The organism is Arthrobacter sp. MMS24-S77, assembly GCF_054888235.1.
In genome coordinates this window covers 887,355-904,101 of record NZ_JBTZRN010000001.1, presented here as the reverse complement: position 1 = coordinate 904,101, position 16,747 = coordinate 887,355, and the positions used below count along the sequence as shown (strand labels likewise).

Genomic DNA, 16,747 nt, shown 5'->3' with positions numbered 1-16,747 from the left:
CGGGCCCCGCGGGCGGTAACGTTGAACTGATGTCCCTTATTCGCGCGCTCAGCAAGGAACTGGAAGCGCGCAGCGATGATTCGCTGCGGGCCCTGTTTGCCGCGCGGCCGGACCTCATTTCCCCTGTCGCCCCGGACTTCGCGGCACTCGCTGCGAGGGCGAGCGCACGGGTCAGCGTGCAACGGGCCCTCGAACGGCTCAACAAACCCGAAATGCAGGTACTGGAGACACTCCATCTCTGCACCAACGCAGACACTGGCCACAGCGTCTCTGCGGCGGGACTGAAGAAGTGCATCAACGGCTCCACGCTTGCCGCGCTCGAGCCGATCTTGAACAAGCTCCAGGAGCTGGCACTCATCCACAGGGCCGATCCGCCGGCCACGGTGCACAATCCCGGCCGCCAGCGCTTCTACTTGCCGGTGGGCAGCCTCAAGGACGTCATCGGGATCTACCCCGCCGGCCTGGGCCGCAGCTACACCGAGCTGGTACGGCTACAGCCGGCCTTCGCCCAACGCGTGGTACAGCTCGTTGCCGAACTTCACCAGAGCGGCGCCAAGGTCCTGGCTGCCACCACGCCCATGGACGCGGCGCTGGCCTTGCAGCGTTGGACGTCAACGCCGGAAGGCCTGCAGCACATCTTGTCCGAGGCGCCGATACGGACCCGCCCCCTTTTGAACAAGTTTGGAAGCTGGGCCATGGGCGCCGTTCCGCAGGCCCAACGCAAGGCATCCGTGCTTCATGAAGGCCGCGACGTCGGTCCGGTGGACTGGCTCTTGGCCCGCGGCTTGCTCGTCCCCCTGGACGCCGGCCATGTTGAACTGCCCCACAGCGTCGGTGTGTCCCTGCGCGGCGGCGCGATCGTGGACCACTTCAGTTTGAAGCCTCCTGTGCCGGAGTTAGGCCAGACAAGTGCCGCCTTGCGCCGGAACGCCGCCATGGGCGCCATTGCCGAAATACTTCGACTGGTCGGCGAACTCCTGTATGCGGTCCGGGAGCAGCCGGTGGTTACCCTGCGCAGCGGCGGAGTGGGCGTGCGTGAGCTCAAACGCCTCGCCGATAGCCTCCGATTGGAGTTGCCCGAGACCGCGCTGATCCTTGAACTGAGCGCCCTGTCCGGATTGCTGCGCCTCGATGTGGACAGTTCCACCTGGATCCAGCCACCTACAGTGGAATGGCTCACGCTCCCCCGCCAGGAACAGTGGCTCTGGCTGGTCAACGCCTGGCTGGCCAGCGAGCGCGCTCCCTCACTCGTCGGGCAAACCATCCCCGGTCCTGCCGCGACGGCATCACGGCCCGGTTCTGCGGGAACTTCCATCAACGCTTTATCTGCCGAGGCCCAACGCCCTGACGCCCCGCTTGTCCGCAAGCGGATCTTGGAGATCCTCGACGAGCTCACCCGCGAAATCGAAGCACCTGACGGCAAGGCCCCGGTGCTCAACGCCGAGGCTGTCATGGAACGCGCAGAATGGACCCAACCCCGGATGTCACGGCGGTTCAGTTCCCTCGTCCGCGGCATCTTGCACGAAGCGGAAATCCTGGGGCTCATGGGCTCCGGCGCCCTCACCCAGCTAGGCTCCGCTATCGCTACAGAACAGCCCGATCTTGCCCTGAGCATCCTCGGTGAACACCTCCCCGCCGCTGTCAACCACGTCCTGCTCCAAGCAGACCTGACCGCCATAGCCCCGGGGTACTTGGCACCTGAACTGAGCGAAAAACTGCTCCTGATAGCCGAGGCCGAAGGCCAGGGCCCGGCCACCATCTTCCGCTTCTCCGGAGATTCAATCCGACGTGCGCTGGACGCCGGCCAAGATGCGGAGGCCATCCTCGCCTTCCTGCGCACCCACTCCGCCACTGATGTCCCACAGCCGCTCCAGTACCTGATCAAGGACATCGCCTCGCGGCACGGCCGGCTACGCGTCGCCAACAGCGCCAGTTTCATCCAAAGCGACGACGAAGCCGCCATTGCCGAACTCGTTCACGAGCCCGGTGCCGCAAGCCTGGGCCTCGTCCGGATCGCCCCCACGGTACTGACCTCCGCAGCGAGCCCGCGGGAGACCGCGAGGGTGCTGCGCGAGCTGGGACTCTCGCCTGCCGTGCAGGAGGCCGAGCCCGCCGTCGTGCGCTATAAGAGGACGACGGCGGTGGCCGGCAGCGCCCGCCCTGTTTACACGGCGCCCCGCACTGCCCCGCCGGACGACGACATCGACGCCCAACTGGCGGTCCTGAGGCACCATCGCGGGGTCTCGGGTGAGATGAACAGCGAGGCGGCAACACAACTGGGCCTCGAAACACTCCAGAGGGCCATCCGGCTGAAGCAAGCTGTCACCATGAATGTGGTTGACGGCTTGGGGAATTCCAACACCGAGACCGTTGTTCCCGTATCGGTGTCCGGCGGGCGGGTCCGGGTGTTCGACGCGGCCAGGGACACCGAAAGAGTCTTGTCCATCCACCGCATTATCGATGTGGAACCTGCGGGCGATCCGCACAAGTGAGGAAGCAATAGTGAGCGACGGTCCGCTGATCGTACAGAGCGACAAAACCATCCTGCTGGAAGTCGACCACGAGCTCGCCACCGAGGCACGGCATGCGATTGCGGCATTCGCCGAGCTGGAGCGCGCCCCCGAACACGTCCATAGCTACAGGCTCACTCCTTTGGGTTTGTGGAATGCACGCGCCGCGGGTCTCGACGCCGAAAAAGTCCTCGACACGCTCCTGCGCTACTCCCGTTTCCCGGTGCCGCATTCATTGCTGATCGACATCGAAGAGACGATGTCTCGCTACGGCCGGCTACGCCTGGAAAAGGACCCGCAGCACGGATTGGTCATGCGTACCACCGACTACCCCGTACTCGAGGAAGTCATCCGTGCGAAGAAGATCGCACCGCTGCTGGGGCCGAGGATCGACGGCGAAACCGTAGTGGTGCATTCCTCCCAGCGCGGGCAGCTCAAGCAGCTCCTCCTCAAGCTCGGATGGCCGGCCGAGGACCTCGCTGGCTACGTGGACGGCACTCCGCACCTGATCGCCCTGAACGAGGACGGTTGGCACCTGCGGCCCTACCAAAAGCTTGCCACGGAGAACTTCTGGGCGGGCGGCAGCGGTGTGGTCGTTTTACCTTGCGGTGCGGGAAAGACGCTGGTGGGCGCGGCCGCCATGGCCACCAGCTCCACCACCACCCTGATCCTAGTGACCAACACAGTCGCAGCCCGGCAATGGAAGGACGAACTCCTCAAGCGGACGTCCTTGACGGAGCAGGAAATCGGTGAGTATTCGGGCGCGGTCAAGGAAGTCCGGCCCGTCACGATCGCCACCTACCAGGTCCTCACCACCAAGCGCGGGGGCCTGTACCCGCACCTGGAACTCGTGGACGGACATGACTGGGGACTCATCATCTACGACGAGGTCCACCTCCTGCCGGCGCCGATCTTCCGGATGACGGCGGACCTGCAGGCCCGGCGACGTCTCGGACTCACGGCGACCTTGGTGCGCGAAGACGGGCGGGAGGGCGAAGTTTTCAGCCTGATCGGCCCCAAGCGCTACGACGCACCATGGAAAGACATTGAGGCCCAGGGCTACATAGCGCCCGCAGACTGTGTGGAGGTCCGGGTGGACCTTCCCAGGGACGAACGCGTGGCCTACGCGATGGCGGAGGATGCGGACAAGTACCGATTGTGCGCGACGTCGGAGACCAAGACCCACTTGGTGGAGCAGCTGGTGGCGCTTCACCAAGGCGAGCAGTTGCTGGTGATAGGCCAGTACATCGATCAGTTGGACGAGATCGGCGAGCGCTTGGACGCTCCCGTGATCAAAGGCGACACAACAGTCAAGGTGCGGCAGAAACTGTTCGACGCCTTCCGTGCCGGCGACATCAAGACCCTCGTGGTGTCCAAGGTGGCCAACTTCTCGATCGACCTGCCGGAGGCCTCCGTGGCGATCCAGGTATCAGGATCCTTCGGTTCCCGCCAAGAAGAGGCACAGCGGCTGGGCCGGTTGCTTCGCCCCAAGCAGGACGGCCGAGCGGCGCGATTCTACTCGTTGGTTGCCAGGGACACCCTCGACCAGGACTTTGCGGCCAAACGGCAGCGCTTCCTCGCCGAACAGGGCTACGCGTACCGGATCATGGACGCCAAGGACGTGCCCGCCGGGTAGAGCCCGGGCAACTTAGGGGTTAGGCAACCAGCTGTTGTGCGCGCTCCTGTCGCTGCGCTGCTTGCAGCGCAACGACGTCGACGACAGCCCAGGCCTCTTCGTCGTTGAGCTGCGCATCGGCGAAGCGTTCAGCGGAAGCCCGATCACTGAATTCCTCATGCCCGATGCGTCCGGACTCGGTGTCTAGGTAGCTAACATGGAACTCGATGTTCTGAGGTTCCAGTGCTTGTTCGTTCTTCATGGCTTGTTCGTTCTTCATGGCTCCAGTGTGAAACGGGGCTCCGACAATTTAGGCCTGCACTAGCGGTGTGTTGGGTTTTGGCTGGCGATGTTGCTCAGGCCACGTTTGCGTACGCCCGTTTTGCTCAGGCCCTCCGCAGCACTTCCCCGGCCGTGCTGCGGACTGCCTCACTCACGGCGTCTAGGATCCGTGACGGCGTCCGCCACCGCTGCCAGTACAAGGGAATGTCCAGCGGTCGCGCGGGTGCGAGTTCCACCAAGTATCCATCGGCTATCTCCCGGCCGCACTGCGCCTCAGGCAATAATCCCCACCCAAGACCCAAACGAATAGCCTCGGAAAACTCCTGGCTGGACGGGACATAGTGGCGCGGCCCCGCTGGTTCCATCCCGCGCACCGCGCCGCCCATGAGCTCTAGGAAGCGGTGCTGATACTCATCCTTGCGATCAAAGTCCACGGCCGGAGCTGCGCGCAGGGAGGCGACGTCCACGCCGTCGGGAAGCCACCGTGCCCTGAATCCCGGAGTGGTGACGGCGCGGTACCGCATGCTCCCGAGCGGCTCCACACGGCAGCCCTGTACCGGCTCGGGGGTCGCCGTCACTGCGGCCATCACTGTTCCGGCGCGCAGCATGGACGTTGAATACTGCTCGTCGTCCCGGTGGAGGTCGAAGACGGCGTTCAGTTCCGCAGGAACCCTGGTGAGGGCCTTGAGGAACCAGACGGACAGGGAATCCGCGTTGACCACGATCGGAACCGAGACCATTGGCGATTCACCTGGCAGGCCAAGTTCAAGTTCGGCGTCAGCCTCCAACTGGGCGAGCTGTCGCGCCAGCCGCAGCAACACTTGCCCCGACTCCGTGGCCTGGACCGGATTGCTGCGCTGCAGCAGGACCCTGCCAGATGCTTGTTCAAGCGCCTTGAGGCGCTGGGAGACCGCCGACGGCGTGATGTTCAGTGATCGGGCAGCGGCGTCGAGCGTGCCTTCGGTGAGCACGGCGGCGAAGGTGTGCAGCTGTTCGGAAGAGAATCTTGCCATAAGAAGATCTTACGATGCCTAAGAATATTTAGCTGGACTAATGTTTGCGGCGAAACCTAACCTCGAAGAATGAACTCGCCTGACATCCTCCATGCTGCCGGACTTGGCCTCGGTACCGGCCTGGCCCTCATCGTTGCCATCGGCGCACAAAACGCCTTCGTCCTCCGGCAAGGAATCCGTGGCGAGCACGTTGGGCCAATCGTCGCCGTGTGCGCCATCTCCGACGCCTTGCTCATCGCGGCGGGGGTACTCGGCACAGGCGCCCTGCTCGCCGCGGCGCCTGCCGCCGTCGTCGTTCTCCGCTATGTCGGTGCAGCCTTTCTGGTGACGTACGGAGTGATGGCGGCGAGGCGGATCCTCAAGCCCCAAGCGCTCGCCTCCGCGGAGCCTGGATCCCCGGGCGCCGGTCGAAGCGGGCTGGCGGCGGCGCTGGCAACCGTGCTGGCACTGACATGGCTCAACCCCCATGTCTACCTGGACACCGTGCTGCTCCTGGGATCCGTGGCGAATGCGCAGGGGCCCGGGCTGCAGTGGTGGTTCGGCGCGGGAGCCATGCTGGGCAGCACTCTATGGTTCTGTTCATTGGGGTTCGGCGCGAAACTGCTGCGCGGCTTCTTTGCCCGCCCGGCGTCCTGGCGGATCCTCGACGGCGGGATTGCCGTCACCATGATGGGGCTCGGTGTCGGGCTGGCTTTGGGCAGTTAGTCCGCCAGCAACCACGACATCCCGATAATTCTCACAACAAGCATCCAGTCAACTCCCAGAAACTGGGAGCATCATGAATGGTATGAAAAAGAACGGCCCCGAAGCCAAGCTCCTCGTCGTCGACGACGAACCCAACATCCGTGAGCTGCTCTCCACCTCGCTGCGCTTTGCTGGCTTTGAGGTCGTTGCGGCGTCGAACGGGCGCGAAGCCCTCGCTGCCGCCGATCTCCACTCCCCGGACCTCGCGGTTCTGGACGTCATGCTCCCCGACATGGATGGGTTCACCGTCACCCGCCGCCTTCGCGCCGCGGGGAAGCACTTCCCTGTCCTGTTCCTGACGGCCAAGGACGACACCGAGGACAAGGTCACGGGCCTGACCGTGGGCGGAGACGACTACGTCACCAAGCCTTTCAGCCTGGATGAAGTGGTGGCGCGGATCCGCGCTGTGCTGCGCCGCACGCAGCCGATGGAAGACGACGACGCCGTCATCCGCGTGGATGATTTGGAGCTCGACGACGACGCCCACGAGGTCCGCCGCGGCGGCACCATCATCGAGCTGTCGCCCACCGAGTTCAAGCTGCTGCGGTATCTCATGCTGAACCCCAACCGTGTGCTGTCCAAGGCGCAAATCCTGGACCACGTCTGGGAGTACGACTTCAATGGTGATGCGTCGATCGTGGAGTCCTACATTTCCTACCTCCGGCGCAAAGTGGACATTGACCCGGATGCCGCTGCATTGATCCAGACCAAGCGTGGCGTGGGCTACGTACTGCGGACGGCCGAGAAGCGCTGACCTTGTTCAACCGTTGGAAGTCGGCCTCCCTCAGGTCGCAGCTTGTTGCCATCATCATGGGACTGCTGCTTCTTGCCCTGGCCGCCACGGGCGCAGGGACGCTGACCCTGGTCAAGAGCTACCTCCAAGGACAGGTGGACGACAAGCTCAAGGCCGCCGTCCAGACCGCCCAGCAGCAGCAATCTTTTGCCAACCTGTCTGAGGCGAGCCCCGCCGTTCCCACGGACTATTCCCTGACGCTCTACGTCCAGGGCCAGCCGCCCTATCCGTTCGGCGGCAGCAAGACCGATCGGCCGAGCATCGCCAGCATCAGCCCGGTTGAAGCCAAGGATCGCAACTACGCACCCTTCCAGGTGGGTGGCACCGCCGGCGGCAATTGGCGCGTAGTGGCGGTCAATGTCGTGGACAACCGGACCGGGCAAAACGCGGTGGTGATCGTCGGGCTGCCGCTGTCCCCCGTGGACAAGGTCATGGAACACGCCACCCTCGTGGTTGTCGGCGTTGGACTGCTGACCCTGGTGCTCGCGTTCTTCATCGCCACGTGGACCGTTGCACGCTCCTTCCGTCCCCTCGCCCGCGTCGAAAAGACGGCAGCCGCTATCGCCGCTGGTGATCTCTCGCGCCGCGTGGAAATCGAAAACCCTGTCACTGAGGTCGGTCGCCTGGGCGGCTCCCTCAACGCGATGCTCGCCCATATCGAGTCGTCCTTTGCCGCGCGGGCCGCTTCCGAAGCCCGAATGCGGCGATTCGCGGCCGACGCATCCCACGAACTGCGTACTCCCCTAGTGACCATCCGTGGGTTCTCCGAGCTCTATCGTCACGGGGCCCTCGCCACGCCGGAAGACGTGGGCACCGCCATGGGCAGGATCGAGAGCGAAGCAAAGCGTATGGGGTCCATGGTGGAAGACCTTCTCTTGCTTGCCCGCCTTGACGAACAAAGGCCCCTGCAGCTCAAACCCGTGGACCTGCAGCTATTGGCAAACGACGCCGTCGTGGACTCCCTCGCGACGTCCGGAGAGCGGAAGATTTCCCTGACAGGGCTCGACGGCGGGGCAGCGTCCCCTGCCCCGGTCCAGGGTGACGAGGCCAAGCTTCGGCAGGTGCTCGGAAACCTGGTGGGCAACGCCCTGCGCTACACCCCGGAAGGAACGCCGATCGAGCTCGCCGTCGGAGTTCGGAACACTCCGTCGGGTATGTTCTCTGTTCTCGAAGTGCGGGACCACGGCAGCGGCATTCCGGCCGAGGAACTGCCCCGGATCTTCGAACGCTTCTACAGGGCGGATACCTCGCGCACGCGGGAGACCGGCGGCAGCGGCCTTGGGCTCGCCATTGTGGCCGCCATCGTGGGCTCCCATGGCGGCACCGTGAGGGTCGAAGAGACCGACGGCGGCGGGGCCACCTTGGTTGTCAGCCTCCCTTTCCAGGACGAGGTGTCCGAGGTGCCTGAAGACGCGGGCGTTGCCGAGGCGGAAGTCTCCGACTAGCGCCGGGCGGCGGCAAGTTGTCCACATAGGCAGGATCGGCTCTGGCAGGGCCGTTCGACGGCTTCTAGGCTCGATTCGTGGACCACAAGCCAGCCGCACCTGCGGACACCATTAGTTGAAAGGCAACGCCCGTGAGCGTTATTTCCGTCGATACCGAACTTCTCCAGCTCAAGTCCGCCAACGTCAAGGCCACCGTGGATCGCATCAGCGCCGATGTCCAGGCGATGAAACGTGGCCTGGACGAGCTCCAAGCCACGTGGAGAGGATCAGCGGCCAACAATTTCCAGGCCCTCGTCTCCGAGTGGACGTTGACCCAGAACAAGGTCGAGGCCTCGCTGGCATCCATCAATCTGGCACTGTCCTCCGCCGCGGCAACTTATCTGCAGGCCGAACAGGGCAACACCCAGCGGTTCAGCTACTAAGGCGCCCCGCGGTCCGGTGGGGCGGCGTTTGCGCTTCCCCACCGGGTTTCGGACGGACCGGCAGTTTCGTACCGAGCTGCGTCTCCTGCGCTACTTCTCTGGTGTCGATTGATGGAACCGCAAGCGCCAACGGCCGTCGTCGAGCACCCAGATCGAACTCCGCAGTGCCGAGCCCGTTCGCCCATAGCTCCGGTAGCTGAGCAGCATGGTGTTGCTTGAGATGCGGTCCGCGGAAATAACGTCTACCTCCGCGGTATCCCCTGGGTTATCCTCCAACGCCATCATGAGTTCGTCGCGGGACCAAACACGCCCGGAGCTGCCAATCTCGGTGAAATCGGGGTGAAGCAGCATCCCGGTACGTCCAAGATCTCCCCTGACGTCAGGCCTCAAGAGCTCCCGCTCAAGGAGAACAACGGTATCCTCGTCTGAGCGCCCGCCACTCTGGCTCAGGGGTGCGATGTCTTCATACTCTGCGAACAGAGTGGGCTCGATGAACGCCTCCTGCTCTGTGAACGCTTCCGGCCCGGTACCCCTCATTGGCTCATTGGAGAGATCCTGATCGCCGAACAGTGTGAAGTCTTCGTCCGGGGCGTCAGGGCCGTCGAAAAGCGAGAGTGGTTCCGTAGGTACAGCGCGGTCTGAGGGCCCCGTCTGGCGGGCCGAGCGATTGAGGGGCACGGATCGTCCGGGTTCGTCGGCTCCCGGATAACCCGGACCGCTCGGAGCAGCGGTTCCTTGCTGGTATGCGGTGGCGACGGCGCGCGCACGATCGTCGGCCGCCTCGTTGAGGTCGTGGCCTGCATGACCCTTGACCCATTCGAACGTGTACTTGCGGCCGACAATGGCCTGGTCGATGTCCTTGAGCAGATCGACGTTCAAGACAGGCTTTCCGTCGGCCTTACGCCATCCCTTGCGCTTCCAGCCTGGCATCCACTTGGTGATGCAGTTGATGACGTATTGGCTGTCGCAGAGAATCTTCAGCTCTTCGTGGGGAACGTGTGCCGTGGACCGGAAAAGGTCCAGCACCGCCATGAGTTCGCCCTGGTTGTTGGTTCCGTGCGGCCATCCGCCGGCCCGCCAACAAGAGTCGTTCACGTACCAGGCCCAGCCAGCTGGCCCGGGATTGCCGAGGGCAGAACCATCGGCGGCAGCAATAATCGTCATGGTTTCCATCCTGCCAGACCACCCCGACACTCCAGACCTCCGGGCCCCGCGGCAGAGTCACGCCCCCGAATGACGCTCGCTCACTTATGCACCCAAAAATTCAAACCCTCCTGCAGACCTGGCGCCCAATTCCCAAACCCTCCTGCAGCAAATGAGGTGAGCGAGCGTCCGGCCAAAACCCCACATAAGTGAGCGAGCATCGGAAGAAAACACGACATACGTGAGCGAGCGTCCGTCCAAACGCGCGCGTCGGTTAACGGCGACGGCGGTCCCCACCTGAGGTGGGAACCGCCGTCGTGCGTGTGGCTGGTGAGCTAGCGCGGGGGCTTAGAAGCCGCCCATGCCGCCCATGTCGTCGCCGCCACCCATGGCCGGAGCGTTCTTCTCCGGCTTGTCGGCAACAACGGCCTCGGTGGTCAGGAACAGACCAGCGATGGAGGCAGCGTTCTGGAGTGCCGAGCGGGTGACCTTTACGGGGTCGTTGACGCCGGCAGCCAGCAGGTCCTCGTAGATGCCGGTTGCAGCGTTCAGGCCGTGGCCCGACGGCAGGCCGCGGACCTTGTCGATGACAACGCCCGGCTCGAGGCCAGCGTTGTAAGCGATCTGCTTGAGCGGAGCGTCGATGGCAACGCGGACGATGTTGGCGCCCGTTGCTTCGTCGCCTTCGAGCTGCAGGTTGGCGAATGCCTTGGCACCGGCCTGGATGAGGGCAACGCCACCACCGGCGACGATGCCTTCTTCAACAGCAGCCTTCGCGTTGCGGACAGCGTCCTCAATGCGGTGCTTGCGTTCCTTGAGCTCAACTTCGGTTGCGGCACCGGCCTTGATGACTGCAACGCCGCCGGCCAGCTTGGCCAGGCGCTCCTGCAGCTTCTCGCGGTCGTAGTCGGAGTCGGAGTTCTCGATCTCGGCACGGATCTGTGCAACACGACCGGCGATGGCGTCGGCGTCGCCGGCACCCTCGACGATGGTGGTCTCGTCCTTGGTCACAACGACCTTGCGGGCGTTGCCGAGCAGTTCGAGGGTTGCGTTCTCGAGGCTCAGGCCGACCTCGGAGGAGATGACCTGGCCACCGGTGAGGATGGCGATGTCGGCGAGCTGCGCCTTGCGGCGGTCACCGAAGCCCGGAGCCTTGACGGCGACGGACTTGAAGGTGCCACGGATCTTGTTGACGATCAGGGTGGCCAGGGCCTCGCCCTCGATGTCTTCGGCGATGATCAGCAGCGGCTTGTTGGACTGCATGACCTTCTCCAGGACCGCAACGAGTTCCTTCACGTTGGAGATCTTGGAGTTGACGATCAGGATGTACGGGTCTTCGAGGACCGTTTCCTGGCGCTCTGCGTCGGTGACGAAGTAAGCGGAGATGTAGCCCTTGTCGAAGCGCATGCCTTCGGTGAGCTCAAGCTCCAGGCCGAAGGTGTTGGACTCCTCGACCGTGATGACGCCTTCCTTGCCAACCTTGTCCAGGGCTTCAGCAATGAGGTTACCGATTTCGGAGTCGCCGGCGGAGATGGAAGCCGTGGCTGCGATCTCTTCCTTGGTCTCGATTTCCTTGGCTGAGGCGAGCAGCTCGCGGATGACGGCTTCAACAGCCTTCTCGATGCCGCGCTTGAGGGACAGCGGGTCGGCGCCGGCAGCTACGTTGCGCAAGCCTTCCTTGACCAGTGCCTGGGCCAGGACGGTGGCCGTGGTGGTGCCGTCGCCAGCGACGTCATCCGTCTTCTTGGCAACTTCCTTGACCAGCTCGGCGCCGATCTTCTCGAACGGGTCGTCCAGTTCGATCTCCTTGGCGATGGAAACACCATCGTTGGTGATCGTGGGGGCGCCCCACTTCTTTTCGAGGACGACGTTGCGTCCACGCGGGCCGAGGGTGACCTTGACGGCGTCGGCGAGGATGTTAAGACCCCGCTCGAGACCGCGGCGTGCCTCTTCATCAAATGCAATGATCTTGGCCATAACGGCGGTAGTCCTTTCGGGACAGTCGTTAAGAAGGTGCCTTCACTGCGGTGCCCGCGACGGACGATCCTTCACATTCGGCCTCTGTACGCCGCGTGCTCCGGATCTCACCCCAGCAAGGTGTTCTTTGATCCCTCTTGCACGGCTACCATTCCCCAGCGGCCGGAGCCACACGAAGAATTAGCAGTCAATGCTTGAGAGTGCTAATCAATAATTAGCACTCACCCGAGGAGAGTGCAAGCAGCAAGTGCTGGAAACTACTCGCCACGCCGGGCGAATTCGCTATCGGCACAGCCCATCACGGCGTCCGCGAAGCGGTCTCCTTGCCACTCACGCGCGCGGTGTTGTCAGCGCCATACGTAAAGACCATGTAGTTGGACGAGGTGACGTCCCCGTTGGCGTCGAATCCGATGGTGCCGGACTCGCCGTCGTAATCCGGGAGCTTGGCCCCCTTCAGCGCCTCGACGCAATCCTTGTATGACGCACAGGATGTGCGCTCTTTCGACGCCGCATCACCCGACGCCGGACGCACTCCGCCGGATACGGTGGTGAGCCAAGCCGCGATCGAGGCCCCGGCGTCGTCGTTCGCGGCCGAAGCGGCAAGCGCCGCGAGAGTGACGGCGTCGTACGTTTCGGCAGCGTACGTCGTGTCCTTGAGCTTGGGGTCGATCCCCGTCAGCCCGGCTTGGAACTCCGCGCTCGGGAAGATTCCTGGAAGAACTCCGCGCGCACCGTCGAGCCCGCCTGCACCGAGCGCGGTTTCGTATTGGCGGATGGCGCCGTCGCTCAAGAGGAGCTTCTTGCCGTTCAGCCCCGAGTTCAGAAGCTCGGCCAGGGCGCCCTGGGCACCGTCACGGGCAACCACGACGACGGCGTCCGGCGTGCCGGATTTGATGCTCGCCGCAGCCGGAGATGCTTTGCCCGCCGCGAATTCCACGTTGGCCACGGCGTCCATTCCCAGGCCGCGGGCAGCGTCCATGACTGCTCCGGAGACACGCGTACCGTAGTCCCCGGCTTCATGCAGGACGGAAAGCCGCGTGGCGCCGGCGTCGTGGGCTAGCTTCGCCAGGACACTGCCTTGCGCGGCATCGGCGGCCGATGTGCGGAAGTAGAATCCGCCGCTCCTGTAGCTGCTGAGTCCGGAGGCGGTATTGGCTGGAGAGATGAGCGGAACCCGGGCGGGTGAGAGAACGCCGATGGCAGCGGCCGCGTGGCTGGAATCCGTTGGGCCCACAACGACATCGGCGTGCGCACCGAGCAATGCCTTGGCTTGCGTCGCAGTGTCCGCAGTGAAGGCCGCTGCGCTGGCCCCTTGGCTAGCGCTGCTGTCTCCACTCGCCGCCGACGCCGGAAGCAACTCGACGGGGCGGCCTCTGTATCCGCCGGCGTCGTTGATCTGCTTGACGGCCAGCCTGGCCGCCGCCAGCTCTGACTCGTTGATGAATGCGGAACTACCGCTGTTGTCCAGAATCACCCCGATGCGCAGGACGCCGTCGCCGCTCGGTGTCACGGCGTCAAGCCTGGCGTTGCCGAGGGGTGCGGAGCATCCGGCCAGCCCCAGGGCCAGGGCAGCACTGCCTGCGAGAAGGGAAACTACTCGGGACCGGCGCCGACCAACGGGCCGGGACAGCCTTGTTGCCGCAACTCCCACTAGATAAGCCGCACGCTTTCTGCCTGCGGGCCTTTCTGGCCCTCGCCCAGTTCGAAGTCGACGCGTTGTCCTTCTTCGAGGGCACGGAAGCCATCCATCTGGATAGCGGACCAATGCACAAAGATGTCGTCACCGGACTCATCCACGGTGATGAATCCGTAGCCCTTTTCGGCATTGAACCATTTGACGGTTCCCAAAGCCATGATCCCCACACTTTCAACTAGCGGTGGCCAGCTTCCGGGATCTCCGGGCCAGCTCACAACTACTGTAACCACAGTCACGTTGCAGTAGCGCAACCTTGGGTGTGGGTGGCCGCAATGTTATTGAGGCGTAACCGAGTTCTACTTGTATCCCGGGCCCAGAATGACGACCACCGGCTGCTGGAATTCGGCACTGTCCACAAGGTTTGCGATGCCCAGCAGCTTGCCGAGGGCTTCAGCGTTGCCCTTCTGGGCCGGGCCCTTGTAGAAGACCGACGACGTCTGCTGGGGCATACCGCCCCAGTTTGCCACCGTGGACAACGGCCAACCCCCGCCTTGCACGACGCCCGCCACCCGGGCGGCCAGGCCGCCGGTAGTGGTGCCGTTGTAGACCGCGACTGCCGCGGTCTTGTCCAACGGCGCCGTAGTGGGCGTTGGCGTGCTGGATGGAGTGTCACTCGGCTGGCTGGACGCCGGCGCCGGGCTGCTCGCAGAAGCGCTTGCAGACTGTGCCGGAGCGGAAGCCCCGGCGCTTTGCCTGGAAGCGTCAGCGCTAACGGCAGCTTGCGGCGTTGTCGAGGAGGTGAAGCCAAGCTTCGGAAGAATAAGGAACGCAACGAGGCCTACAGCCAGCGCGATGCCACCCAGGAGCAGCACGGGCCACAGCGCGGGGCGGGAAGCGGAGGCGACGAGCCGGTGGACACCCTGCCGCGATGAGCTCTGCGGGACGCGGTCGAATTCATCCCGGGCAAATTTGGTCATGGTGAAGCCTTGTCCTTGCTGCTTGCTTGCTGGGGGATCAGCGTGTGCTTTACGCGTCAGAACCAAGACGGCGCGCCGTGCGGGCCCTCTGACGTGACATACGTAGTCTACGCAATCTCTTGACGAGCATGGGATCGTGCGCCAGTGCTTCCTCGGTATCGATGAGAGCATTGAGGAGCTGGTAGTAGTGGGTAGCCGAGAGATCGAAGAGTTCCCTGACGGCCTGTTCCTTGGCTCCGGCGTACTTCCACCATTGCCTCTCCAGGGCGAGCATCTGCTGCTCGCGCTCGCCCAGCGGCGAGTCGCTGCGAATCCCTGTGGACAGGTCTTCGAGCACCAATCCAGTTGCTTCGGACGCCATGGGTTCCCGCGCGGGTTCTGCCACGACACACTCCTTCGACGCATTGACTGAAAATTGTCCCACCCCCATGGTAACGGGCGAATAACATCGATGTCATTTGCCCCGCCGCTCTCTCGTGGAGTCTCTTTCCGAGGGCCGCTTTCCCGCTGGGTCGCTTTCACGCAGTGCCCGGATACAGGGACAATGGCTGGGTGGCAGGCGAAGAAGCGTTGTTTGAGCTCGAATCCGAAGATCACTCCGCCGAATTCGAGGCACTCCCGGGTAAAGCCTTGGAGGAGCTGATGGCTCCGGACTGGGCCAAGGCGCTGTCCGGCGTCGAGGACGAATTGCGCTCAGTGCTTGCCTTCGTGGCGGGCGAGGCTGCCGGCGGAACCCAAGTCTTGCCTGTGGCATCGAACATCCTCCGCGCCTTCCGGCAGCCGCTTGCCGACGTCAAGGTCCTGATCCTCGGGCAGGACCCCTACCCGACGCCGGGACACGCCGTCGGGCTCTCTTTCGCGGTTTCCGGACAAACCCGGCCTATCCCCCGCAGCCTGTCAAACATCTACCGGGAGATGGAGTCAGATCTCGGCCTGCCGCCGCGGGTGCACGGCGACCTCTCGGCATGGACAGGCCAAGGGGTACTCCTCCTGAACAGGGTGTTGAGCGTCGCCGCGGGTGCGGCCGGCTCGCACCGGGGCAAAGGCTGGGAGGCGATTACGACGGCGGCAGTCACCGCCGTCGCCCGCCGACGCAATGCTGCCGGGCAGCAGAGTCCGCTCGTCGCGATCCTGTGGGGCAAGGACGCTGAAGCCGTACAGCCACTGCTTGAAGGCGCCCCGGTGATCACCTCCGCGCATCCCAGTCCGCTCTCCGCGTCGCGCGGTTTCTTCGGCTCGCACCCGTTCAGCCGGGCCAACGCCCTGCTGCGCATGCAAGGCGCAGATCCCGTCATCTGGGAACTTCCACCGTTGCCCTAGCTTAGGCTTACCTACATGACATCTTTGCCCGCGACGTCGTCCGCATCCCGCAATACCCGCCCCCAGGTGAACCTGGCCGTGTTGCGCACGGAACAGCTTTCGCCCCACATGGTGCGCATCATTGCGGGTGGACCCGGATTTGCCGGTTACGCGAACAACGACTTCGTGGACCGGTACGTGAAGATCGTGTTCCCGCAGCCCGGCGTCGACTACGAGCTGCCGCTGGATCTCTGGGCCATCCGCGAGACCATGCCACGTGAGCAGTGGCCTTACACCCGGACCTACACCATCCGCTGGGTGGATGAAGCTGCCCAGGAATTGGCAATCGATTTTGTGGTCCACGGCGACGAGGGCCTTGCAGGCCCATGGGCCTTGGCTGCCCGGCCCGGAGACACACTGGTCTTCACAGGGCCGGGCGGCGCCTACAACCCAGCGCCCGACGCCGACTGGTACCTTTTCGCGGGCGACGACGCCGCGCTCCCGGCGATTGCCGCCTCGATCGAATCCCTCCCCGCCGAGGCCAGGGGCCTGGCTTTCCTTGAGGTCGATAGCGACGCCGACATCCTTGACATCGCGGCGCCCGACGGCATCGAGCTCCGCTGGCTGTTTCGCTCCGGAGTCCCGGCAGGATCGAGCTCGATCTTACTCGAAGCCTTGGGCGAAGCCGAGTGGCTACCCGGCCGGGTGGATGTGTTTGCACACGGTGAACGGGGCTACATGAAAGGCCTGCGGGATATCTTCTTCAAGCAGCGCGGGCTTGAGCGTTCCCAAGTATCACTCTCCGGATACTGGGCCCAAGGGCGCGTGGAGGACGATTTCCAGGCGGAAAAGAAACTCCCGATCGGGCAGATCTGAGGCCCTCGCGCTTTG

At 64.1% G+C, this 16,747-nt stretch carries 16 protein-coding genes; 8 read left to right on the top strand and 8 right to left on the bottom strand.

Annotated features, from left to right (window positions below; translation table 11 throughout):
- Positions 1 to 29: 29 nt before the first annotated feature.
- Positions 30 to 2,492, top strand: a complete 2,463-nt coding sequence (locus ACX5I4_RS04220) for a helicase-associated domain-containing protein (RefSeq protein WP_461835555.1) — start codon at positions 30 to 32, stop codon at positions 2,490 to 2,492.
- A 10-nt stretch (positions 2,493 to 2,502) separates the two neighbouring features.
- Positions 2,503 to 4,146, top strand: a complete 1,644-nt coding sequence (locus tag ACX5I4_RS04215) for a DNA repair helicase XPB (RefSeq protein ID WP_404497079.1) — start codon at positions 2,503 to 2,505, stop codon at positions 4,144 to 4,146.
- 19 nt (positions 4,147 to 4,165) lie between these two features.
- Here ACX5I4_RS04215 and ACX5I4_RS04210 read toward each other — a convergent pair whose 3' ends face one another.
- Complete coding sequence (locus ACX5I4_RS04210; protein WP_461835554.1) at positions 4,166 to 4,405, bottom strand: hypothetical protein; 240 nt, start codon at positions 4,403 to 4,405, stop codon at positions 4,166 to 4,168.
- A 106-nt stretch (positions 4,406 to 4,511) separates the two neighbouring features.
- Positions 4,512 to 5,420: a LysR family transcriptional regulator ArgP gene (locus ACX5I4_RS04205; RefSeq protein ID WP_461835553.1), complete on the bottom strand. Its 909-nt coding sequence runs from the start codon at positions 5,418 to 5,420 to the stop codon at positions 4,512 to 4,514.
- 69 nt (positions 5,421 to 5,489) lie between these two features.
- Between ACX5I4_RS04205 and ACX5I4_RS04200 the strand changes: the two genes are divergently transcribed.
- The 4 genes from ACX5I4_RS04200 to ACX5I4_RS04185 all read left to right on the top strand — a co-directional run bounded on the left by ACX5I4_RS04200 (position 5,490) and on the right by ACX5I4_RS04185 (position 8,824).
- A complete protein-coding gene (locus tag ACX5I4_RS04200) occupies positions 5,490 to 6,125 on the top strand; it encodes a LysE/ArgO family amino acid transporter (RefSeq protein ID WP_461835552.1) in 636 nt (211 codons plus the stop codon).
- Positions 6,126 to 6,207: 82 nt separating this feature from the next.
- Entirely contained in the window at positions 6,208 to 6,918 is a 711-nt protein-coding gene (locus tag ACX5I4_RS04195) for a response regulator transcription factor (RefSeq protein WP_184737880.1), read from the top strand.
- A gap of 2 nt (positions 6,919 to 6,920) precedes the next feature.
- Positions 6,921 to 8,402 carry a sensor histidine kinase gene (locus ACX5I4_RS04190; RefSeq protein WP_461835551.1) on the top strand — a complete coding sequence of 494 codons (1,482 nt, stop codon included), beginning with the start codon at positions 6,921 to 6,923 and terminating at the stop codon, positions 8,400 to 8,402.
- 131 nt (positions 8,403 to 8,533) lie between these two features.
- Positions 8,534 to 8,824: a WXG100 family type VII secretion target gene (locus ACX5I4_RS04185; RefSeq protein WP_461835550.1), complete on the top strand. Its 291-nt coding sequence runs from the start codon at positions 8,534 to 8,536 to the stop codon at positions 8,822 to 8,824.
- Positions 8,825 to 8,914: 90 nt separating this feature from the next.
- On the opposite strand, the gene ACX5I4_RS04180 is transcribed toward ACX5I4_RS04185, so the two are convergent.
- The 6 genes from ACX5I4_RS04180 to ACX5I4_RS04155 all read right to left on the bottom strand — a co-directional run bounded on the left by ACX5I4_RS04180 (position 8,915) and on the right by ACX5I4_RS04155 (position 14,942).
- A complete protein-coding gene (locus tag ACX5I4_RS04180; protein WP_461835549.1) occupies positions 8,915 to 9,988 on the bottom strand; it encodes an RNase H family protein in 1,074 nt (357 codons plus the stop codon).
- 327 nt (positions 9,989 to 10,315) lie between these two features.
- Complete coding sequence (gene groL, locus ACX5I4_RS04175; RefSeq protein WP_461835548.1) at positions 10,316 to 11,944, bottom strand: chaperonin GroEL; 1,629 nt, start codon at positions 11,942 to 11,944, stop codon at positions 10,316 to 10,318.
- A 298-nt stretch (positions 11,945 to 12,242) separates the two neighbouring features.
- Positions 12,243 to 13,595, bottom strand: coding sequence for an ABC transporter substrate-binding protein (locus tag ACX5I4_RS04170; protein WP_461835547.1), 1,353 nt, complete (start codon positions 13,593 to 13,595; stop codon positions 12,243 to 12,245).
- A complete protein-coding gene (locus tag ACX5I4_RS04165; RefSeq protein WP_059388209.1) occupies positions 13,595 to 13,798 on the bottom strand; it encodes a cold-shock protein in 204 nt (67 codons plus the stop codon). The genes ACX5I4_RS04170 and ACX5I4_RS04165 overlap by 1 nt, the downstream gene beginning before the upstream one ends.
- A 138-nt stretch (positions 13,799 to 13,936) precedes the next feature.
- On the bottom strand, positions 13,937 to 14,557 hold the full coding sequence (locus ACX5I4_RS04160) for a LytR C-terminal domain-containing protein (protein WP_461835546.1): 621 nt from the start codon (positions 14,555 to 14,557) through the stop codon (positions 13,937 to 13,939).
- Positions 14,558 to 14,606: 49 nt separating this feature from the next.
- Positions 14,607 to 14,942, bottom strand: a complete 336-nt coding sequence (locus ACX5I4_RS04155) for a DUF3263 domain-containing protein (RefSeq protein ID WP_461835545.1) — start codon at positions 14,940 to 14,942, stop codon at positions 14,607 to 14,609.
- Between the two features lie 167 nt (positions 14,943 to 15,109).
- On the opposite strand from ACX5I4_RS04155, the gene ACX5I4_RS04150 reads away from it, so the two are divergent.
- Together ACX5I4_RS04150 and ACX5I4_RS04145 are read left to right on the top strand one after the other, a co-directional pair.
- Positions 15,110 to 15,877 (top strand): uracil-DNA glycosylase, encoded by a 768-nt coding sequence (locus ACX5I4_RS04150; RefSeq protein WP_461835544.1) that lies wholly within the window; start codon positions 15,110 to 15,112, stop codon positions 15,875 to 15,877.
- Positions 15,878 to 15,892: 15 nt separating this feature from the next.
- Positions 15,893 to 16,732, top strand: coding sequence for a siderophore-interacting protein (locus ACX5I4_RS04145; protein WP_461835543.1), 840 nt, complete (start codon positions 15,893 to 15,895; stop codon positions 16,730 to 16,732).
- Positions 16,733 to 16,747 lie beyond the last annotated feature (15 nt).